The organism is Wolbachia endosymbiont (group A) of Alloplasta piceator (assembly GCF_964028505.1).
GTDB lineage: Bacteria > Pseudomonadota > Alphaproteobacteria > Rickettsiales > Anaplasmataceae > Wolbachia > Wolbachia pipientis.
In genome coordinates this window covers 312,183-335,565 of record NZ_OZ034793.1, presented here as the reverse complement: position 1 = coordinate 335,565, position 23,383 = coordinate 312,183, and the positions used below count along the sequence as shown (strand labels likewise).

Sequence of the window (23,383 nt, the reverse complement as noted above, 5' to 3'; positions counted from 1 at the left end):
TTGTGAACGTGATTATGTCGAAGACAGTTAAACTAATTTTGTGTTTAATAATACCAATAATAGGATTTATTTTTTATATTAGGGATCATTATTTTCACACTGACTATGTAGAAGAAAATAATTTTGAACCATTTTTCAGTTCACAACCAGCCACCATTTCCAGAATTAACTGACTTCGATAGAGGAGTGTTGAAAGTTTGTGGAGATTGGGGAGCGCATCCAGATAAAGAAGATTTCAAAATTTTACTTAGTTGTCTGCAGCATCAAGAAGTAGTGAAAGAAATATATGATGAGCTTGATCATCAAATTGTCACACCAGATGCGGATTTGGAGCTATTTAAAGATGAACTGGCTAACATTTGGTTTACAAATAGTGGAAGTGAAAAAGAAACTATAGGGTTTGGACATATTTTTTGTGGTGAGCCAAACGATAAATTAGGTGGCATGCATTTTGTAGGCAGATATGTTGAAGCTCAAGAAGATAAATGGGCAGGTGCGATTTGGAATCCTGTGCAATAAATCAGATATTAAGCCGCCAGTTTATACATTTGGAATGAAATATTTGGGCAAGGATGGAGAAGTGAAAGTTAAATGCCCAAATGGATATGCATATAACCTTCATGCCGATAATTTCTGCAACTAATACCAATTCCCATTACAGGGCAAACAGATGGACAATGATGGAAGAAAAGCCATACTGAAGTAAGTAAAATAGCGAGGTTTAAATGGCATTAAGATCAAAATTATTGGATGAAAAAGTAGTAGAATCAGCAAAAGAAATGCTGAAGAAAGTAAGGAATAATGCATATGTTTCAAAAAAACTAAATGCTGTAATTGCAGCAAAAAAGTACAGTATAACGGCTGTAGCAAAAATATATTGCATTTCAAGAAGCGCACTAACTTCGTGGGTAAAACTCTTGAAAATTGGCAGAGAAGAAAAACTGTTTGCTCCTTCACAACGTCGTAGAAAAACTAAATTAAATCAGGCTCAACTACAGCAAATTGAAGAGTGGATAGAAGAAAATCCTAATATCACCATTAAAGAAATGAGAATAAGAATCCAGGAAAAGTTCGGATTAAATATCAGCAAATCTACAGTACACCGCCATATGCAAAAGATGAAATTCTCATATATTACACCAAGACCAGTTCATAATGGACAAGATAAAAGCAAACAAGAGGAATTCAAAAAAAAATCTCAATGGAGCTATTAGCAAGTATCCAGAAAAAGAGCTATTTTTCTTTGATGAATCACGGTTTGGCACACATTCAAAAGTTGGACATGGGTGGTTTAAAAAGGGGATTAGAACACAGGTTAAAACAAAATTAGGTAGGCAAAATTTCTATCTCTATAGTGCAGTTAATCCTAGAAATGGAGAGAGTTCTAGCTTATTTGCACCAAATGTCAACACTGATTGCATGAACATATTTCTTGAGCAAATTTCGCAATATCTAGAAACACGAGAGGCTTTTCTCGTTATGGACTGTGCTAGTTGGCATAGGTCAAAAAATTTAAAGGTACCTAAAAATATCGACATTATATACCTACCTCCATACTCACCTGAGCTAAATCCTGTTGAGAGGCTTTGGTTATATATAAAACAGAACATTTTGCGCAATAAAATATACGATACAATTGCTCTACTTGAGGGTGCTTTGTGCAAATTTATTACTTCTCTTGCCAGCTCCACAATTAAACAACTCTGCAATGTTTCCTATTTGACTGGACAACAATGAGAATTGGTATCAGAGGTTGTCCGGAAACAAGTAAAAGGCTATAATATCTGAAATTTTAGTACGGGGTAAAGATGAGAAAAAAGTATCCAACAGATCTAAGCGAAAGGGAATGGGCAAGAATAGAAAAACACTTCAGAGTATCATACAAGAAAGGAGGAAGGCCGCCAAAGTATAGCAAAAGAGAAATATTAGAAGCAATTTTCTATGTATTGCGTACAGGGTGTCAATGGCGGTATTTACCAAATGATTTTCCGCTATGGAAGACTGTGTATGAGCAGTTCAGGCAATGGAAGAAGCAGGGAATTTTTGAGAAAATGAATTATGAAATTACAAAATATAGTAGAAGAAAAATAGGAAGGAATGAGCAGCCGAGTGCCTGTATAGTAGATAGTCAATCTGTAAAGACTACAGAAAAGGGGGGATCAAAGGCTATGATGGAAGTAAAAAAGTAAAGGGTAGAAAAAGGCATATAATTACAGACACTCAGGGTTTTATACTAGGTTGTTACGTAGGCGCTGCTAACGAAAATGATAGAGATGGTATTAAAATAGCATTAAACAATATGAGAACAAAATATACTAAAGTTAAAAAAATGTGGGCTGACATGGGATACCAAGGAAGAAATTCAAAGAATCACATAAAGGAAGAATATGACATAGATATTGAAATTGTTACAAGGCCTCCATGTAGATTTTGGGTGCACAAAGATACGCCACCTGAGCTACTACCAACAAGAGAACAAGGGTTTAAAGTACAGCCAAGAAGATGGGTTGTAGAAAGGACTTTTGCTTGGGTTAATAGGAATAGAAGGCTATCGAAGGAGTATGATTTACTCACAACATCCACTGAGAATTTCATATACCTAGCTATGAGTAGGGTTATGTTAAAGAGGGAATATGCTTGAATTTACTAGTTTCCGGACAACCTCTTACACACCACTTGCTCATGCTATGTTCTGGGAGGATGGCAAAATTATTAAAGAAATTCTAGTAGCAGCTGAAGAGAACAGTATTCTGAAAGATATTCTTGACGCAACAACAACTATAAAATATCTAGATGGTCAAGAAGAAATTTACACACCGCTTACTTACGCTATATCATGTAAAAATAGCAAAACTATTGAAGAAATTTTAAAAATCTCTAAAGAAAACGGTATTCTGAAAGATATTCTTGATGCAACAACAACTATAAAATGTCCAGATGGTCATGAAGAAACTTGCGCACCGTTTACTTATGCTATACTACGTAAAGATAGTATGGCTGTTGAGAAAATGTTAAGAGTAGCTAAAGAAAACGATATTCTGAAAGACATTCTTGACGCAACAACAACTATAAAACATTCAGATAGCCGGGAAGTAACTTACACACTACTTGCTTATGCTATACTGCGTGAAAATAGTATAGCTATTGAAGAAATTTTAAAAATCTCTAAGGAGAACAGTATTCTGAAAGATATTCTTAACGCAACAATAACTATAAAATGTCTAGATGGTCGGAGAGTAACTGTTACACCACTTGCTTATGCTATACTACGTAAAGATAGTATGGCTGTTGAGAAAATGTTAAGAGTAGCTAAAGAAAACGGTATTCTGAAAGACATTCTTGACGCAACAACAACTATAAAATATCCAGATGGTCAGGAAGAAACTTGCACACCACTTGCTTATGCTATACTACGTAAAGATAGTATAGCTGTTGAGAAAATGTTAAGAGTAGCTAAAGAAAACGGTATTCTGAAAGACATTCTTAATGCAACAATCACCATAAAACATAAAAATAATCAAAAAGTAACTGATAAGTTACTTGCCGCATTACATGATCGCAAAGTTATTCAAGAAATTTTAGACATAGCTAGAGAAAACGATATTCTGAAAGACATTCTTAATGCAACAATCACTATAAAATATCCAGATAGTGAAGAAAAAATCTACACACCACTTACTTATACAATATCATGTAAAAGCAACGAAGCTTTTAATACAACAAGAGCTATAAATCAAGATGGTCAGGAAAAAACTCACATCCCATTTCCTACCCTTGATAAAAGAGAAACTGAATTAAAATTAAAAGAAAAAAGACAAAGTAGAAGAGATGAGGGATTAAATTTTAACAATGGTAGTAGTGACAAAAATGTTGAAATAAAAGTTAATGGGGATATCTTGTTGCAGCATAGTAGTGGAATTGAAAATGAAATAAATCATACTGCTGTACGTAATGATGTAAGGGGGGTAAAGCCTCTAATAGAAAGTAGAGTAAATGTTAAAGTACAGAATATAAATGCAGTGATTGCAACTTCTGTGACATTTAAAATGATTGCAACTTCTGTGACACTTGAGTTGGTAGCTAGTAAAATAACATGTGTACTGTCAAAACCCACCACTAAATTGGAAGAAGTAGCTATAACATATTTTCAAGGTTTAGCACTATATTTGTGAAACTTAATTTATATGTGCTAAACAAGATGCTGATTAGTTTTATAGCTAACCCAAGAAAGGTTTCCCTACGTCATACCGCCGCGGTATCTCTAGATCCCGCTAACAAGTAGCGGGATGACGATTGTCGTTTAGCCATAAATATTTAAGAAATTTACCAAATGAAAAAAAAGGCAAAAGAAGCCCTGGGGTTATTATCTGCTTTAAAATATTGGCGTTTTTTATGTTTTAAACGCTTGACAAGCAAGATTTAGCTGCTTTTAATTGCAACTAACCTATGCTGCAAATGTTTAAGAAATTTACCAAGCAGAAAAAAAGACAAAGAATCCCCGAGTTAGCTAGTCTTTTACTATCTCTGTCGAGTATTGGCATTTTTTGATGTCTTGTAACGCTTTATAAGCGCGTTCAGCTTATTTAGATAAAAATCTAGATGTAGATGAAGTTTTGTAAAGACATACAGTATCTATATACTGCAAAAAATTGAACATAAGACGCCGATACATTAAGTAATCCTTACCTTTTAATCTGCAGATTGGCGAAAGCAAATACAATAGCCTCAGTTTCATGATAAGGGGGCTGGCGGAGTTTGTCAAGGAAGTTTTTCGTTTCTGTGAACCACCTGCTAACCGACAGCTAACATTAACTACCGATATCGTATCTGAAGAAGCCCCCTGGCCATTCTAAAAAATTTAATGCTGAGTACACCTTACTTTTGGCTTCCTCTATAGTGCTCCCTTCTGCTACTATATTTAGCACTCTTCCGCCATCGGAAACTAAGTTACCACTTTCATCGAATTTAGTACCAGCATGAAACACCAACACACCAGGAATGCTTTCAATCTTATCTAATCCTTTAATTACTTCTCCCTTTTGATAATCACCCGGATAGCCTTTACTTGCAACAACTACACAAACTGTAGATTTGTTGTTAAGTTCCACCATTTTGACATTTAACTTTCCTTCTGCAACTGACAACATCAATTTTAACAAATCGCAATTTGAATCAAATCTAGGTAATATAGATTGCGTTTCTGGATCACCGAATCTAACGTTATACTCGAGAAGTTTTGGGCTATCTTTGCAAATCATTAAACCAGCAAAGAGTACTCCTTTATAAGACGTACCCATGTTAACCAATGCTTGAGCTGTAGGGTATATTATTTTTTGGATAATTTTTTGCTTCATGTCCTTACTTATAATTGAAGGTGATGAGTACGACCCCATACCTCCAGTATTTTGGCTTTCATTACTTTCATCAACTCTCTTATAATCTTTTGCACACCCAAGAGTTACTACTTTCAACCCATCAATAAGAGCAAAAAAACTTACTTCTTTTCCAACTAAAAACTCTTCTATGATTATTTCTTCACCTGATTCACCAAATTTTTTCTCCACTAGCATTGAATTTATTGCTGAAAAAGCTTCGCTTTCTGTATTACATATAACCACCCCTTTTCCTGCTGCAATTCCATTTGCTTTCACTACAAGTGGAAACTTTATTTTATTGCTACGTACAAAATCTTTAGCTAACCCTTCATCAACAAAACACTCGTACTTGGCAGTTGGTATACCATATCGTTTACATAGTCCCTTGGTGAAAGACTTCGATCCCTCAAGTTTTGCAGTTGCTTGACTTGGAGCAAAAACATTTATTCCCTCTGCAACTAAATCATCAGCAAGCCCATCAATTATTGGTTGTTCTGGACCAATAACAACCAACTCTATATTTTCTCTCTTGCAAAATTGTGTAACATCCACTGAATTTTGAATATTTACATCCACAAGAACTCCCAAATTTTCCATGGCCTGGCGACCAGGAGTTACATATAACTCAGTCAAGATAGGAGATTTTTTTAGAGCCCAAAGTAGAGCGTGCTCACGCCCACCAGAACCTATAACCAGAACCTTCATCTTTATTTCCTCGCTTTTCTATATGTCAAAATTATTATTTGCTTATAACAGTATCATTACTCATGTATTTTTGCAACACGTTTGGTATTGCAATCGACCCGTCAGAATTTTGATAATTCTCCATTATGGCAATAATCGTTCTTCCTATAGCTAAAGCTGAGCCGTTTAAAGTGTGAATATATTTTTTCATCTTTTTATCAGTTTCTGAAGAGTATTTAGTGTTCATCCTTCTTGCTTGAAATGCACCACAATTTGAGCAGCTTGATATTTCTCTATATTTATCTTGCTCAGGTAACCATACCTCTATGTCATAAGTCCTTTGTGCAGCAAAACCCATATCACCACTACAGAGTAGCATTACTCTATACGGTAATTCTAGTTTTTTTAATATCTCTTCAACAATACTCGTCATGCGCTCAAGTTCATCATTTGATTGGTCTTCAGTTGTGATACTAACCAATTCCACTTTACCAAATTGGTGTTGCCTTATCATACCTCTCGTGTCTCGCCCTGCGCTGCCTGCTTCTTTACGAAAGCACTCCGAACATGCAGTAAAGCGAATAGGCAGTTCTTTTTCTTCCATTATTTTGTCAGCAACTAAATTTGTTAAAAACACTTCACTTGTGGGAATCAACCTCAATTCGTCGGTAGTTAAATACGAATCGTCAGAAAATTTCGGTAGCTGACCAACATTATACATAGCCTCGTTTTTCACCAAAGTCGGGTGGTACAGCTCAGTATAGCCAAATTCATTAACATGCATTTCAAGCATAAAATTTATTAGCGCTCGTCCAAGCTTAGCTAACTGTCCTTTTAATATCGTAAATCTTGATCCGGAAATTCTCGCCGCTTGTTCGAAGTCCATTAAACCTAATTTTTCTCCGAGTTCATAATGAGATTCTGGTACAAAATCAAACTGTCTTTTTCCTCCATATCTTCTCACCTCTAAATTAGAGTTCTCATCTGCGCCTATTGGCACATCTTGCGCAGGAATATTCGGCAAGTTAGATAAAACATTCACTAACTTATCCTTTTCTGCTTGTTCTTTTAAGCTGATTGCCTCTATCTCATTTGTGATGCTTTTTGACAACTCTATTTGCTCTTCACAGGGGCTCTTGCTCATTTTAAGCTTTTTTATTTCCTCTGTGATTTCATTGCGCTGCCTATTCAAATCCTGCAGTTTAGTGGTTAATGATCTTTTCTCGTGATCGATTTCTAATATCTCTTCCGCAGTAGATTCTCTAATTCCCCTGCTTTTCATTGCCTTTTCAAATCCTTCAGGGTTTTTGCGTATATATTCTATATCGTGCATATATTGTGCTATTACTAACATTGTTACTGTACTCCAAAAGCTCTTAATATTCAATATTTTCTCATACTACTAAAATTATTATGGTTGATTTTTTTGTTAGAATTTGTTAAAATTTAATTAACTTAGCGTTCATAGGGTGTAGTATGTTGGGCATTACAAAAAATAATCAGAAAGAGAGCACTTACTTTGCTGGTGAGGAATTCGTTATCTACGCTACTTGTGTATGCCTAGCAGCCACATTCGCTGCTGGCTGTTTAGGGGCGGTAATAGGATCCCCTCTATTGACCTTTCCACTTGCTATGCTCATCTCTAACCCCGTAGTTTGGGTTTTAATGGGAATAATTCTTACAGTAGCATACAAAATGGTTGTTGAACCTTTATTTTACTTAGCGAAGAACTATATTAATGGAAAAAGAGCTTCAAAGGGGGAAAAGAGTGAAGAAAAAGATACAGAACTACAAGATTTGCAAGGCAAGACTCCAGAAAAGCAAGCAAGACCGAAAACTCCTGATAGGGATAGTGGTGTTATTACATCGGAAATAGCTATAGATAATAATTCTTTTTTACATCAAACAGAGAAAGAAAAGAATTATAATTACAAATTAACTACTACTGATATTAGAGATATTGTAAAAAGCAAATATGGGTGGATAGCACACAAAAATAAAAAAGGCTTAAAAGATACTTCTGAAGGTGTGATTTTTGCTTGTCCTGACTCTACATCATCTTTAGAGCAAGAACTAAAAGAATATAAAAATAAAGTAGAACGAGAGGGTAGTGATTTAGTGTTCACTTCAATCCTTAATTTAAATGGAAACCATTGGGTAACACTGGGTGTTTCTTACGACGAAAAGAGTGAAAAGTTTAGAGCTTGCTATTGCGATTCATTTGGTGAACCATTACCAGAAGAGGTATCAAGTGCGCTACAGAAAACTCTAGGAATAGACAATAGTAGTATTAGAAACTCAAAAGCTAAACAACAAGATGATAAGTATAATTGTGGAATATTTGCCTTAGAGAATGCTAAGAAAATTACAGATATGCTGAAAGCAGGCAAATCGTTTGATGAAATTGATGATCAGCTAAAATATGAACTTAGTTCAGAGCAATTAATAGAGAAGAGAAAAGAATTTGCAAAAGCGTTGAAAAAGGATGAACAAAGCAGGGCTGGCACGCCAAGCCCTGTATTAGGTGGTCCAGGAAATATAAGTCGTAAAGATAGCGGAGTAAGTTTAGATTCAGTAGAAAGTAAGCAAACAAAAATTGTTCAATATAATACTACAGGTGATGGCAACTGCTTTTTCCATGCGGTATTTGGTGATAATAGCTCTGGTCAATATAAAACTGAAAAAGCACAAGATATGAGAATGGAATGGCACAAATTTTTAAGTCAATTTAACTCTTTGAATAATCCAAGGATGCCTGAGTTATTGAAGGGACAGATGCAGAAAGTTTTTGGTGCATTCTTAGAAAATCCAAATCATTTGATTGGTATGTCGGACTCAATAAAAGATTTGGTTCAGCATACAAACAGACGGGTAGAGAAGATCAAAAAAAAGACTAATAAATTAATAAAAAAGTTATGTTGTCTTACGACATTAAAAGAAAATGAAGTTATAGGTGATTTAAGAAGCATTAGTGCTAGTAATCTCAATATTAGTGAAAGAAAATATGATAGAAATTATAATAGTGATACTGCAGCAAATTCTTTTCTCAATGGCAAATCCATTTATAGATCTTATCTAGAGGCAATCAGCAGCCAAAGTTACCATGTTTTCATAGAAGAAATTTCTATCTTAGCTTCGCTGGCTAATATTGAAATTGACGTCTACTATAAAAATAATGGTAATGATGTAAATACATTGTTTCTGCCAAATGCGGGAATGATAAATGAAGGTTATCAGAAGAACAACGAGCTATGGGGAAATAAAGAACAAGAAACGGTATACTTGGCACCTGGTCATTATGAGAGAGCTGAGATAGTAGAGGTAGAGCCTTCTCTTATGGAAAAAGTAAGTTCGGCTATACAAAGTGTTGTAACAGTATGTGTAAATGCGCTAGGTTTGAACACATAGAATATATGTCCCTACAAGTAGGAAATTTGACAATTGATTCTCCAGTTATTTTAGCTCCAATGTCTGGAGTGACTGATTATCCGTTTAGAAGTATTGTGAAGAAACTTGGTGCAAGTTTGTTAGTTTCAGAAATGATTGCAAGCAGAGCTATGATTATGCAAACTCATCAGAGTCTGCAAAAAGCAAAAGTCGATGCATTAACTGCTGTGCAGCTTGCTGGGTGTGAGCCAGATGTTATGGCGGAGGCTGCAAAATTAAACGAGGACATGGGAGCAAAAATTATAGACATAAACTTTGGTTGCCCTGTTAAAAAAGTTGTAAACGGTTATGCAGGATCAGCGCTAATGCGTGATGAGAAAAAAGCCGCTGAGATAATTGAAGCTGTGGTCAAGGCAGTGAATGTGCCAGTTACAGTGAAAATGCGCACCGGGTGGAACGATGAAAATCGCAATGCACCGAGACTTGCGAAAATTGCCGAAGACTTAGGAGCAAAGATGATTACTGTACATGGAAGAACAAGGGCACAGCTTTATAACGGTCAAGCAGATTGGAAATTCGTTAGAAATGTTAAAGAGCAAGTAAAAATCCCAGTTATAGTAAATGGCGATATTAAAAATTTAAATGATATTCAGAATGCTCTCAAAGAATCTGGAGCAGACGGAGTGATGATAGGTCGTGGTGCCTACGGTAAACCTTGGCTGATTAATCAAGCAATGAACTTTCTCAGTGGAAGTGAAACTTCTGAGCCAACAGCTTCAGAGAGATTAAGCATCATACTCGAGCATTACGACAATATTCTTGAGTACTATGGAAATGACACAGGAATAAAGATGGCCCGCAAACACATAGGTTGGTACAGTAGCGGGCTTCAAGGCTCATCTGAATTTCGTGTGAGAGTAAATAACATGACAGATAGCACAGAAGTGAAAGAAAATATTATTGGCTTTTTTGGTCAAGAGACACACTAGCTGTACTCAATTCGACTGATCGTATGCCACTACGCTCTCTTCCTCACCAGAGTGTAAATGACAACCATTATCCATCAACCATTCCTCGTCATAAGTTTCAATATCAAAATATTTTTCATATTTATCCACATTATCACAAAGTGAAAGTGCTCTGATCTTATTCATAATCAAACCTGTACCAGCAGGAATTAATCTTCCTACTATAACATTTTCTTTTAATCCACTTAAAGGATCACTCTTCCCGCAGAATGCTGCTTCTGTAAGTACTTTTGTTGTCTCTTGGAAAGAGGCAGCAGAAATAAAGGAGCTAGTTTCAAGACTTGCCCTAGTAATCCCCTGCAGAATAGGAAGATAATGAGTAGGCCGTTTGCCAGAGTTACTCATAGCATCATTTTCCCTATCAACTTCCAGCTTGTCAATGCTTTCGCCAACCAAGTACATAGTATCACCAGGATCAGTAATTTCCACTTTTTGTAGCATTTGTTTTAAGATCACCTCTAAATGCTTATTGTCTATACGAACACCCTGCAATCTATAAACTTGCTGTATTTCAGAAATCATATAGTGCGCTAAAGCTTCTAACCCAAGCACACGTAAAATATCATGGAGATCAGGGTCACCATCCATCAATAGATCACCTTTACGTACAAAATCACCTTCATTGACTATTACATGCTTACTTCTTGATACCAAATATTCAACTGGAGAAATTTGTTCATCTACAGGTTTAATTAATATACTGCGTTTTCCTCTACGGTCTTTTTCAGAAAACGCTACATAGCCATCTATCTCACTAACAATAGCATGCTCTTTAGGACGACGTGCTTCAAATAACTCTATAACCCTCGGTAAACCACCAGTAATATCACGAGTTTTAACTGACTCTCTTGGTGTTCTTGTAATAACATCACCTGCATGAACCTTCTGGCCATCTTGTACATTGAGCACTGCACCGATTGGTATAAAATAACATGCTTCAACGCCACTTGCGAGTGTCATTACTTTACCATTATCGTCAAGCAGCACAATACGAGGACGTAAATTAGCTCCACCAGAATGCAATTTCCAGTCTTTTACTACTTTGCTTGATATTCCTGTAGATTCATCCATCACTTCAGTGATCGAAATTCCATCTTTTAAGTCCTGATAAGACACTGTACCAGTCTTCTCCGTGATAATAGGCAATGTATAAGGATCCCATTCCGCAACTTTATCGCCAATTTTTACTGACCCACTCTCATCTACATAAAGCTTAGCGCCGTAAGGTACACTGTGCTTCAACTTCTCACTACCAAGGCTATCAATCAACACGACTTCACAGGAACGGCTTATCACAATTTTATTTCCGTTTCTATCTATAATTATATTACTATTGTTTAACTTTATTTTAGCATTAATAGAAGCTATAATATTCGAGGATTCAACGCCTCTAGTCATTACTCCACCTATATGAAAAGTACGCATCGTTAACTGAGTACCTGGCTCTCCAACAGATTGAGCAGCTATAACACCAACTGCTTCACCTATTGAAACAATTTTACCAGTTGCAAGGTCTCTTCCATAACATAAAGAACATACACCAGGACTTATTTCACAAGTTAAAGGCGATCTAATTTTTACAACATCAAGACCTGCAATGCTGATTTGCTTTACTTTATCCTCATCAATTAATTCCCCTGCTTTTACTAATAATTCTTTTGTCACTGGGTTATATATATCATTTGCAGCTGTTCTACCCAGCACAACACTCTCTAGAGATGCAACTATAGTACTTCTTTCAACTGTAGCTCTCACAACAAGACCATTTTTTGTTTTACAGTCATGCTTTGTAACTATGCAATTTTGAGATACATCAACTAAACGACGAGTTAAGTATCCAGAGTTTGCAGTTTTAAGTGCAGTGTCAGCTAAACCTTTACGCGCACCGTGAGTAGAATTAAAGTATTCAAATACGTTCAATCCTTCACGGAAATTAGAAATTATAGGTGTTTCTATAATCTCACCAGAAGGTTTGGTCATGAGCCCTCGCATTCCTGCTAGCTGTTTCATCTGTGAAGTAGAACCCCTTGCACCAGAGTTAACCATCATATACACTGAGTTGTACTTACTATTTCCATCATATATAGATATTGCTTTTAACATATCATTAGCTATCATATCCGTACACTTAGACCATTCATCTATAACCTTGTTATACCTCTCACTTCTAGTTATTAGCCCATCTTGATATTGCATAGAGAATTTCTTAATTTCACCCCTCGCGTGATCAACATGTGTAGCTTTAGTTTCAGGTATAACCATATCACAACGACCAAAAGAGACACCAGAAAATGTGGCATACTCAAAGCCAAGTACCATTAATTTATCAGAAAATGCCACTGTAGCACTTTGACCACAGTTACGATATACCAAATCAACTATACCAGTTATTTCCTTGACTGTTAATATCTGATTTATTAGATCGAAGCCTAGATTCTCATGCTTAGGAAAAATTTGCCATAATATTAAACGGCCAGGAGTTGTACAAACAGTTTTATAGTGAGTTTCACCGCTGCTATTAATATACTCCATCCTATACTTTATACTAGAATGAATATGTAAAGTACCATCACTCAAGGAATGCTCAACTTCACAAAAAGCACCAAAAGATGGTAAATTATCTTCCTTAGGTTCTTGTAAAGTCAGATAATATATACCAAGTACTATATCTTTACTAGGAACTATAATCGGTCTGCCATTAGAAGGACTTAAAACGTTATTAGTGGACATCATCAACACCCTAGCTTCAAGCTGAGCTTCCAATGAAATTGGCACATGCACTGCCATTTGATCACCATCAAAATCAGCATTAAACGCCGTACAGACAAGCGGATGAAGCTGTATTGCTTTGCCTTCAATAAGGATTGGCTCAAAAGCCTGAATACCAAGTCTATGTAGCGTAGGCGCTCTATTCAACAAAACAGGATGCTCTTTTATTACCTCTTCAAGCATATCCCAAACTTCTGGTTTTTCTGCTCTTATCAACTTACTAGCAAACTTAATAGTTGGAGCCATACCATACATCTTAAGCTTTGAGTAAACAAAAGGTTTGAATAGTTCAAGAGCCATTCTTTTTGGTAATCCACACTGATTTAGTTTCAAAGTTGGACCAACAACTATTACAGAACGTCCAGAGTAGTCTACTCTTTTTCCTAAGAGGTTCTGGCGAAAACGACCCTGTTTTCCTTTTAACATATCACTAATGGACTTTTTATATCCAACAGCACCAGCTTTATTTACCAAAGTATTACGACGACTATTATCAAAAAGAGAATCAACTGCTTCTTGTAACATCCTTTTTTCATTACGAATCATAATCTCAGGAGGATTTAAGCTCAACAATTTCCTCAACCTGTTATTTCTATTAATAATAGTCCTATAATGATGATTCAGATCAGAAACTGCAGGACGACCACTCTCAAGCGATACCAAAGGACGCAAATCAGGTGGTAAAATAGGTATAGTTGTAAGTATCATCCACTCAGGCCTATTTCCAGATTTAATGAAGTTTTCAACAATACGCAATCTCTTTATAATTTTCTTTCTTCTTATCTCAGAAGCAACAGATTCTAATTCTAGTCTTAAATCCTTCCTAATTTCATGTAAATCAAGGCGCGTTAGCAACTCTCTTATAGCTTCAACACCTTGCATAGCTACAAAACTATCGATCCCATAGCTATCTTTAGCTTCATTATAAGCTTTTTCACTAATAATCTCACCTTTTTCAAAAGGCGAAACAAGAGGATCTATTACGATATAATTATCGCTATATAAAATATTCTCAATATCTCTGAGAGACATATCCAATAATGCTCCAATTCTTGAAGGAAGCGATTTCAAAAACCATATATGAGCAACAGGAGATGCAAGCTCTATATGACCCATCCTTTCTCTTCTTACTTTAGAAGATGTAACTTCTACTCCGCATTTTTCGCATATGCGACCTCTGTGTCTTCTTTTTTTGTATTTTCCACATAAACATTCATCGTCATTGACAGGGCCAAAAACCTTAGGGCAAAATAATCCACCTTTCTCAACTTTGAACGTACGATAATTTGCAGTTGAAACATCTTCTATCTCACCACAAGATATACGCTTAATACTTTCAGGGCTAGCAATCGATATGCTAACCTCATTAAAAGGTTGTGCAATGTTAGTGTGAGATATATCTTCAATCACTACATCATTTTGCTTTAAATCTACATTTAAACATAAAGAACGTAGTTCTTTTATCATCACATTAAAGGATTCAGGAATTCCACATTCAAAATTACTGTCACCTTTTATTATCGATTCATAAATCTTAACTCTACCATTAATATCATCAGACTTCACAGTTAACATTTCCTGCAAAGTATAAGCAGCACCATAGGCTTGTAATGCCCAACATTCCATTTCACCAAAACGCTGACCACCAAAATGAGATTTTCCTCCAAGAGGTTGTTGAGTAACCAAACTATAAGGCCCTACTGAACGCGCATGAATTTTACCATCAACCAAGTGGTGCAACTTAAGCATGTACATGTAACCAACTGTAACCTTGCGGTCGAATTTTTCACCACTGCAACCGTCATATAATACAGCTTGTCCAGAGTTATCTAAACCAGCAAGTTCAAATAATTTTGCTATTTGTTCATCTTTTGGACCCTCAAATACAGGTGCAGCAACAGGAACGCCATCACGTAATTTGCGTGCAAATTCAATGAGATTATTATCACTAATATTACGAATATCATTACAGATAGATACGTTACTGCCATAGCTATAAACCTCAATCAGGAAGTTACGTAAATTGCTGTATGAACTTTTACAAGAGTTCAAATAGTTCTCTACTAACTCATTCAACTCGTCATTTAGTGCATTCTTATTAGGTGTATTTAAAACAGAAGCCGTTATTTCATCATCATCAATATTTTCAATTTTTTTATTATCAAGGTATGCTACTGCAAATTGTGTAAAATTATCATCGTTAAGGGACCTAATTCCCTTGCAAAAAGCACTTTTGATCTTATTGATCTCATCGAGAATATTACTTACTTTTTCCCCTAATTTTCTACAAGCCCAACCTACATGCGTTTCCAGTATTTGCCCTACATTCATTCGTGAAGGAACACCAAGAGGGTTAAGAATAATATCAACAGGAGTACCATCTTCCAAATAAGGCATATCTTCCACTGGCACAACTCGAGAAATCACACCTTTATTTCCATGTCTACCAGCCATTTTATCCCCTGGTTGCAGACTATGTTTCACAGCAATGAAAACTTTTACTGACATCGACACACCTTGAGGCAGGTCATAACCTTCATGTAATTTTTCTACTTTTCGCTTAAACTGTGCTATTGCATGTGATACTTTTTCATCAAAATCTTTTTTTAAGCTCTTAACTTGCTCAGAAATGGATTGGTTTTTTAATCCTATACCCCACCATTGCTCACGTTCAATAGAGTCAAATTTTTCTCGATCTTGAGAACCAGAATTAATAAGAAGTTTCTTCAGTTCATCATAGAAATATTCACTAGTAACATTGATTATATAATCTCGCTCTTCCTCAAAGTCATTTATCTCTTTTTGTTTGATGAGTAATGCCCTTTCATTTTCTTCAACCCCCCTGCGTGTAAAGACTTGTACATCAATTACTGTCCCTTCAACATCTGGAGATGTATATAAAGAGGAATCCGCACAATCGAATGACTTTTCACCAAAAATTGTCATCAATAACTTCGTTTCAGGAGGCAATGAAAGAGAAGGTTTAGGTGTAACTTTACCTACCAGAATATAGCCTGGACCAACTCTTGTACCAATTTTCACTATACCACTATCATCCAAGTGATATAGATTTTCTTCATTAACACCAGGTATAGCACGAGTTATTTTTTCTGATCCTAAAGGGGTATCATGTACAACACAGTCAAATTCTTCTATATGAATAGAAGTAAAGAGATCTTTTTTAACAACTTCACTAGAAATAATAATAGAGTCTTCAAAATTATAACCTTGCCAAGACATAAAAGCGACTAGCAAATTTTTACCAAGCGCCAACTCACCACTGTTAATTGCAGGACCATCAGCTATTACATCACCCTTTTTAACATAATCACCTACGCACACTAGCGGTCTTTGATTAATACAAGTATTATGGTTAGAACGCTGAAATTTCCTTAGATGATAAATATCTACGTCCAAGTAGTTAACCCTTTCTTTATCAAAAGCACGTATAACTATAGAGTTACTATCAGAACTATCAACTATGCCATCGCGTTTTGCTAAAACTACAGCACCAGAGCCAGAAGCTACAAAAGACTCCATACCAGTAGCAACCAGAGGAGCGGTAGGCTTCAATAAAGGTACGGCCTGACGTTGCATATTTGAGCCCATTAATGCTCTATTAGCATCATCATTTTCTAAAAATGGAATCAAGGAAGCTGCAACTGATATTACCTGCTTAGGAGATACGTCAATGTAACTAACTTGGTCGCTACTTACCATGACGAAGCTACCAGCATATCTACAGTATAGCATGTCATCAACAAAGCAATTATTTTCATCAAGCTTTACGCTAGTGTCAGCTATATGATGTGAGCCTTCGTCTATAGCAGAAAGATACTCAATTTGATCAGTAACAACCCTATTGACTACTTTTCTATAAGGGCTTTCAATGAAACCATATTTATTAATACGCGCGTATATAGCTAAGCTGTTGATTAACCCTATATTTTGCCCTTCAGGAGTCTCAATAGGGCAAATTCTTCCATAATGAGTTGGATGAACATCACGCACCTCAAATCCTGCCCGTTCTCTTGTTAAACCGCCAGGACCTAACGCGGATAACCTTCTTTTATGTGTTATTTCAGATAACGGATTAGTCTGATCCATAAATTGAGATAATTGAGAAGAATTGAAGAAATCTCTTAAAACATTAGTTAACACTTTTGGATTAATAAAATCAGATGGAGAAACTTTATCTAAACTAGAAGTGGACATAGAATCAACTATTGCGCGTTCCAATTTCAACAACCCAGTTCTAAATTGATTTTCTATAAACTCTCCAACTGATCTTACTCTTCTGTTTCCTAAATGATCAATATCATCTACAGATCCTTGACCGTCACGTAACAATACTATTTTTTTCACAATTTCAATAATATCTTCATGCGTTAAAACAGTTAAATCCTCATCATAATTTAATCCAAGGTAAGAGTTAAGCTTCAACCTACCAATGTTAGACAAATCATAATATTCCGGACTGAAGAAAAGATTACGGAAAAACTCTTCTACTATCTCTAAAACAGGAACTTCACCAGGACGCAAAACTCTATATATTTCATATAGTGCATCCTGATAAGACATGTTTTCATCTAAGAAAAGCGTATTTAATATATAAGGTCCAACAAACAAATTATCTATGTTCAACACTGATATTTCATCTACAGATAATAACTCAAGCTTCTTTATGTCTTCCAGCTTTATAGATTCACCAGCAGATAAAATTTTCGTAGAGCTAGCACTATCCATTAAATCTTCTGCGAGGAATAAACCACATATAGAATTAAAAGGAACCAGATACTCTTTCAATTCATTATCATATAGCTTTTTAGCTAGTCTTGAGGTAATACGAACGTTAGCTTTAAGCAGCACATTACCTTCAATATCCATTAAGTCGAAAGGCAGCCTCACTCCTTTAAATTTATCAGGAACAAAAGGCACTTTCCAACCATCTTTATGTTTTACATACTTTATTTTCTCATAAAATCTATCGAGTATATCATTATTTGATAGACCCAACGCCTTTAATAAAACTGAAATTGGCAATTTTCTTTTTCTATCAACACGAAAATACAAATGGTCTTTAACATCAAATTCAATATCAAGCCAAGAACCCCTATAAGGAATAATTCTAGCAGAATAGATCAATTTACCAGAATTGTAAGTTTTTCCCTTATCGCTATCAAAAAATACACCAGGAGACCTATGCATTTGTGAGACGATAACTTTTTCCACACCATTAATGATGAAAGTGCCTTTATCAGTCATCATAGGCAACCCACAAAAGTGGACTTTCTGCTCTTCTATAGATTTTACAACGGTTGCAAGTTTAGAATGATCTCCACTCTCTTTAATCGATTTATATTCATCAAGAGAAATACCATCCTGCATAACAACAAGACGTATAGAAGCAATAACCTGAGCAGAAAAAGTTACACCACGCTTTATACACTCAGATTCATCATACTTAGGATCATCTACCCTACAACTTATAAACTCAATAGTAGCCCTACGCAAAGGATCATTTATTGGAAAGATTGTATGAAAGATAACTTCAAGTCTTTCATTACCCTTATTCTTAGGAGCAAAAGAATCATATGATTCTTTTTGAACCTTAACCAAATCCAATAAAGAATCTTTTAAATCAATCGACCTAGAATAAGAAACTCTAGGAACAAAAGCACCAGAAGCGTACATATAAGAAGAATCAACCATTAAAATACCCCAAACTAATTAAAAGAGCTATATCAATATAAAATTAATACATTAAATATTATTCAAGCTCCACTTTAGTTGCTCCTGCTTCAATAAGTTTTTGCTTGATTTTTTCTGCTTCGTCTTTAGGAACATTAGCAGTCAAATCTTTAGGTAAAGATTCAACCAACTCTTTTGCTTCTTTTAAACCCAATGTAGAATTAACCTCTCTCACAGCTTTAATAACTCCTATTTTTTTACTCGCATCAATTTCTTTAATCACAACTTTATACTCAGCTTTTTCTTGAGCAGCAGGAGCAGCAGCATTATCACCAATAGGCGCCCCAGCACCAACAGCTCCACCAAGAAAAGAACCAGCAGGCAACCCTATTTTCTCTTCTAAAACTTTTACAAGTTCAGAAGCCTCTAATAGGTTTAAAGATAATATTTTATCAACCAAATCACTTGTTACATTACTCATAATTACCACCTTACTTAACAACAAATTTATTTTTTAGAACTATAATAATCCAAAACTCTCATAAGCCTCATAGAAGATGAATTAATAGACAACGCTAACCGAGCAGGAATATCATAAGATATTAAACGCATAATTTTAACACGCAATTCATCCAGAGAAGGCAACTTAGCCAGTTTATTAACATCTTCCACTGTTAACAATTCATTTAAATGAGCTGCGCAAATCACAGACATTTTTTCTTTGTTAGCATTAGTAAAATCAACTATTAATTTTGCAGCTTCTACTATGCCACTAGAGTATATAATAGCAACAGGACCGGAAAATTTGCCTGATAAATAAGAGAATTTACCAGTCCTTTCCAAAGCCAAGCGCGCTAGAGTGTTTTTAACTACTAATACCCCACCTGCTATAGACTTCAGACTATTCCTCAGAGTTAATGAATCATTAGCATTTATAGATTTAAAATTTACTAATATCAAGAAATCATTATTTACAAATACGTTTATTGTGCTCTGTATAAATTCATCCTTATCTTTACGCTTCACGGTATCACTCCCTTAAATTATATCTTCCACTTTGCCTATCTTATAAGCTTTACCCATAGTTGAATTTAAAAAAACACCCTTAAAGTAAATTCCTTTCGCAGAAATAGGCTTATTATCTTTAATTACTTTAAGAAAGGCTTTTAAATTTTCTAGCAAGTCATCAATATCAAATTTAATATTTCCTAATTTACCATGAATAACACCATTTTTATCTGTTCTAAATTTTACCTGACCAGACTTAATGGTTTTAATAGCTTCTGCAATGTTAGAAGTCACAGTACCAAATTTAGGGTTAGGCATCAGCCCTTTAGCACCCAATACTTTTGCAATAGGAGTGATTTTTGCCATAAAATCAGGAGTAGTAATGCACCAATCAACATCTAACTTTCTACCTTTTTTTATTTCTTCAACTAAATCCTCTCCTCCTGCAATATCAGCACCAGCTTTTTCAGCTTCTAATAAATGTTTATCTTGAGCGAAAACAGCTACTTTAATATTCTTCCCGATACCTTTAGGCAAAACTACTGTACCACGCACCTGCTCTTCAGATTTACGTGAATCTACGCCTAAATTGACCGCAATATCAACTGATTCATTAAATTTTGCTGAAGCAGACTCAACAATCTTCCTCAAACACTGCTTAGGATTATCATTATATGTATTCATTTACCTAACCTTCCACAACTTCTATACCCATAGATTTTGCAGTGCCTACAACCATTTTCACTGCTGAATCTTCATTATCCACTTTCATATCAACCATCTTGCACTTTGCTACTTTAATTATAGCAGACATAGGTAATTTAGCCACTAATTCTTTACCAGGATTACCAGAACTTTTACTTAATTTAGCCTCCTGCTTAAGTAAATAAGCCACAGGCGGAGCGCTGACAGTAAAATCATGAGAGCGATCATCCTTTATGGAAATTCGCACTGTTACTAAATCGCCTACTTTATAATTAGCGTTAGCAGCACTAGTAACTTTATTAAAAGCTTCACAAAACTTAGGAACAGGTATACCACGTGGACCAAGTACTGAAGCAATTTTCGGTCCTGGAACTGCTTTCCCAGCTTCCATAAGTAAGTTAATCTTAGCAACTATAACACTCATAATTAATCCTCTATTTTCTCTACTTGAGCCAGATCAAGCTCTATTATTGTCGGCTTACCTAAAATCGATACTTCCACATTAATAATTTTTTTCTCATCGTTTACCATATTTACCTTACCAGTAAAATTTTGAAAAAGACCATCATTAATTTTCACTTTTTCACCTTTTTCATAACCATAACCTAACTTCTTTGTCTCTTGAGCATTATAAAGTGCATTACACATTGAGTGAATCTCATCATCCAAAATCACCTTTGGAATATTACCGTTTTTCAAAAATCCATAAACCTTAAGAGATTTTGGTATATTATTGATAAAATTCAATACTTCATCGCATAAATTCACGTATAAAAAGACATAACCAGGAAAGCATTTCCTTCGTGTAGCAATTTTCTTAGATTTCAACTCTACTTCACTTAGCTCTTCATATGGAATAAAAACTTCCTTAAAGTAATCATTAACACCCAATCTCATAGAATTTTCTAATATATGTTGGCGCACTTTCTCTTCACAATTAGAAGCAACTCTCAAGATATACCATTTATACCTATTAAATTCTTTACACTTTAAACTTATCTCATCATCTAAAATCATCTCAAAATTACCAGATTCGCCACTGCAGAATCCAGGCGTTTGATTCAAAATATTTTTGCTTTCATCACACAGATGCATATATACATACACTTCACATAATTCTTTTATATCAGACTTTGAATTACATACCGTTTGATAAGGAATAAACACTTCCTTAAAATAAACAGCATTACTTACCAATTCGCGTATACCTTGCTCATATCCATAATCAACTTTAATGATATACCATTTATATTCACATTCCATAAATAATTCCAAATAAAGCCTTAATTACGTAAAGAGACATAAAATCCACAAAACAGAAGAAAATCGAAAAGCATAATATAACAATCATTACAACAAATAGAGATGACAACACCTCCTGTTTCTTTACCCAAGCAATTCTTCGTATTTCTTGCTTTATATCACAGAAAAAACCACACAAACTTTTTAACATTTCCACCACAACATTAATGCAGGAGCGATAGGAATTGAACCTACAACCTCTGGTTTTGGAGACCAGCGCTCTACCAATTGAGCTACACTCCTATAACTCAAACTCTCACTCCAAAATTTCAGAAACAACACCAGAACCAACAGTTCTACCGCCTTCTCTTATCGCAAAACGCAATCCCTTATCCATTGCTATCGGTACTTGCAATTCTACTTCTACACTCACATTATCTCCTGGCATTACCATCTCCTTCCCATCTAGCAATTTTATGCTCCCAGTTACATCCGTTGTCCTTAAATAAAACTGTGGCTGGTAATTCGCAAAAAATGGTGTATGCCTTCCCCCTTCCTCTTTCTTTAATATATAAACCTCCGCCTTAAACTTTCTATGCGGTGTTATCGTCCCCGGTTTCGCTAATACTTGCCCTCTCTCCACTTCTTCTCTTTTTGTTCCTCTTAACAATATTCCTACATTGAGCCCTGCACTTCCCTTATCCAGCAACTTCTTAAACATCTCAACACCTGTGCATATCGTCTTTTGCGTCGCTTGCAGACCTATTATCTCTATCTCTTCTCCCGTCTTTATCTCTCCCTTCTCTATTCTTCCTGTTACCACTGTTCCTCGCCCCGATATCGAAAATACATCTTCGATTGGCAATAAAAATGGTAAATCCACAGGCCTTGGTGGAACCGCTACATATTCATCTAACTTTTCCATCAATTTGTCTATTGATTTCTTTCCATATTCGCTGCTGTCATCCTCCAGCGCCTTGAGTGCTGAACCAACCACCACAGGCACTTCATCCCCTGGAAATCCGTATTTACTCAGTAATTCCCTCACTTCCATTTCTACTAAATCTATCATATCAGCATCAGCAACATCAGCTTTATTTATATACACCACGATATATCCAACACCTACCTGCTTCGCCAGCAATATATGCTCTCTCGTTTGTGGCATTGGCCCATCAACCCCCGACACTACCAATATCGCCGCATCCATCTGTGCTGCACCTACTATCATGTTCTTTACATAGTCAGCGTGTCCAGGACAATCAACGTGTGCATAATGCCTTTTTTCCGTCTGATACTCAACATGCGCTGTTGCTATCGTTATCCCCCTCTTCCTTTCTTCTGGCGCTTTATCTATCTGATCGTACGCTACAAAATTTCCATAATGCTTCGTTATCGCCGCTGTTAACGTCGTCTTCCCATGATCCACATGTCCTATTGTTCCCACATTTACATGCGGCTTTCCAAATGCTTCCACTACTGCTGTCATAATTA

Annotated in this window: 16 protein-coding genes and 1 tRNA gene; 6 read left to right on the top strand and 11 right to left on the bottom strand. The window is 35.6% G+C overall.

Annotation, left to right across the window (positions count from 1 at the left end):
• Nucleotides 1-123 precede the first annotated feature (123 nt).
• From ABWU31_RS01645 to ABWU31_RS01630, 4 genes are all read left to right on the top strand, one after another.
• Nucleotides 124-519: an EndoU domain-containing protein gene (locus ABWU31_RS01645; RefSeq protein WP_236514435.1), complete on the top strand. Its 396-nt coding sequence runs from the start codon at nucleotides 124-126 to the stop codon at nucleotides 517-519.
• Nucleotides 520-725: 206 nt separating this feature from the next.
• Nucleotides 726-1,737, top strand: a protein-coding gene (locus ABWU31_RS01640) for an IS630 family transposase (protein WP_265029767.1) whose coding sequence is annotated in 2 segments (ribosomal slippage) — nucleotides 726-1,187 and nucleotides 1,189-1,737 — 1,011 coding nt in all. Because the reading frame shifts where the segments join, the coding sequence is not laid out codon by codon here.
• Between the two features lie 71 nt (nucleotides 1,738-1,808).
• Nucleotides 1,809-2,641, top strand: a protein-coding gene (locus ABWU31_RS01635; protein WP_353271062.1) for an IS5-like element ISWpi1 family transposase whose coding sequence is annotated in 2 segments (ribosomal slippage) — nucleotides 1,809-2,178 and nucleotides 2,178-2,641 — 834 coding nt in all. Because the reading frame shifts where the segments join, the coding sequence is not laid out codon by codon here.
• Nucleotides 2,634-4,172 (top strand): hypothetical protein, encoded by a 1,539-nt coding sequence (locus ABWU31_RS01630; RefSeq protein WP_353271285.1) that lies wholly within the window; start codon nucleotides 2,634-2,636, stop codon nucleotides 4,170-4,172. The genes ABWU31_RS01635 and ABWU31_RS01630 overlap by 8 nt, the downstream gene beginning before the upstream one ends.
• Before the next feature lie 636 nt (nucleotides 4,173-4,808).
• Here the strand turns inward: ABWU31_RS01630 and purD are convergent.
• Both purD and serS read right to left on the bottom strand, forming a co-directional pair.
• A complete protein-coding gene (gene purD, locus ABWU31_RS01625; RefSeq protein WP_353271284.1) occupies nucleotides 4,809-6,080 on the bottom strand; it encodes a phosphoribosylamine--glycine ligase in 1,272 nt (423 codons plus the stop codon).
• 34 nt (nucleotides 6,081-6,114) lie between these two features.
• A complete protein-coding gene (gene serS, locus ABWU31_RS01620) occupies nucleotides 6,115-7,392 on the bottom strand; it encodes a serine--tRNA ligase (RefSeq protein WP_353271372.1) in 1,278 nt (425 codons plus the stop codon).
• Nucleotides 7,393-7,535: 143 nt separating this feature from the next.
• Here serS and ABWU31_RS01615 point away from each other — a divergent pair, with 143 nt between their 5' ends.
• Together ABWU31_RS01615 and dusB are read left to right on the top strand one after the other, a co-directional pair.
• A complete protein-coding gene (locus tag ABWU31_RS01615) occupies nucleotides 7,536-9,467 on the top strand; it encodes a Ulp1 family isopeptidase (RefSeq protein ID WP_353271283.1) in 1,932 nt (643 codons plus the stop codon).
• A 5-nt stretch (nucleotides 9,468-9,472) separates the two neighbouring features.
• A complete protein-coding gene (gene dusB / locus ABWU31_RS01610; RefSeq protein WP_077188475.1) occupies nucleotides 9,473-10,435 on the top strand; it encodes a tRNA dihydrouridine synthase DusB in 963 nt (320 codons plus the stop codon).
• Between the two features lie 6 nt (nucleotides 10,436-10,441).
• On the opposite strand, the gene ABWU31_RS01605 is transcribed toward dusB, so the two are convergent.
• The 9 genes from ABWU31_RS01605 to tuf form a co-directional block, all read right to left on the bottom strand.
• Nucleotides 10,442-18,955 (bottom strand): DNA-directed RNA polymerase subunit beta/beta', encoded by an 8,514-nt coding sequence (locus ABWU31_RS01605; RefSeq protein ID WP_353271282.1) that lies wholly within the window; start codon nucleotides 18,953-18,955, stop codon nucleotides 10,442-10,444.
• A 58-nt stretch (nucleotides 18,956-19,013) separates the two neighbouring features.
• The gene (gene rplL / locus ABWU31_RS01600; RefSeq protein ID WP_007551887.1) at nucleotides 19,014-19,415 is read right to left on the bottom strand and encodes a 50S ribosomal protein L7/L12; all 402 of its coding nucleotides are present in this window, start codon (nucleotides 19,413-19,415) and stop codon (nucleotides 19,014-19,016) included.
• A gap of 26 nt (nucleotides 19,416-19,441) precedes the next feature.
• Entirely contained in the window at nucleotides 19,442-19,960 is a 519-nt protein-coding gene (gene rplJ / locus ABWU31_RS01595) for a 50S ribosomal protein L10 (protein WP_006279539.1), read from the bottom strand.
• A gap of 12 nt (nucleotides 19,961-19,972) precedes the next feature.
• Entirely contained in the window at nucleotides 19,973-20,626 is a 654-nt protein-coding gene (gene rplA / locus ABWU31_RS01590; protein ID WP_077188473.1) for a 50S ribosomal protein L1, read from the bottom strand.
• Between the two features lie 4 nt (nucleotides 20,627-20,630).
• Nucleotides 20,631-21,071 carry a 50S ribosomal protein L11 gene (locus tag ABWU31_RS01585; protein ID WP_353271281.1) on the bottom strand — a complete coding sequence of 147 codons (441 nt, stop codon included), beginning with the start codon at nucleotides 21,069-21,071 and terminating at the stop codon, nucleotides 20,631-20,633.
• Between the two features lie 2 nt (nucleotides 21,072-21,073).
• Nucleotides 21,074-21,910, bottom strand: a complete 837-nt coding sequence (gene nusG, locus ABWU31_RS01580; RefSeq protein WP_065094731.1) for a transcription termination/antitermination protein NusG — start codon at nucleotides 21,908-21,910, stop codon at nucleotides 21,074-21,076.
• Nucleotides 21,900-22,100, bottom strand: a complete 201-nt coding sequence (secE, locus tag ABWU31_RS01575) for a preprotein translocase subunit SecE (protein WP_022626186.1) — start codon at nucleotides 22,098-22,100, stop codon at nucleotides 21,900-21,902. The genes nusG and secE overlap by 11 nt, the downstream gene beginning before the upstream one ends.
• Nucleotides 22,101-22,119: 19 nt before the next feature.
• Nucleotides 22,120-22,192: transfer RNA gene (locus tag ABWU31_RS01570), tRNA-Trp, on the bottom strand.
• Between the two features lie 13 nt (nucleotides 22,193-22,205).
• The gene (gene tuf, locus ABWU31_RS01565) at nucleotides 22,206-23,378 is read right to left on the bottom strand and encodes an elongation factor Tu (RefSeq protein WP_253303378.1); all 1,173 of its coding nucleotides are present in this window, start codon (nucleotides 23,376-23,378) and stop codon (nucleotides 22,206-22,208) included.
• Nucleotides 23,379-23,383 lie beyond the last annotated feature (5 nt).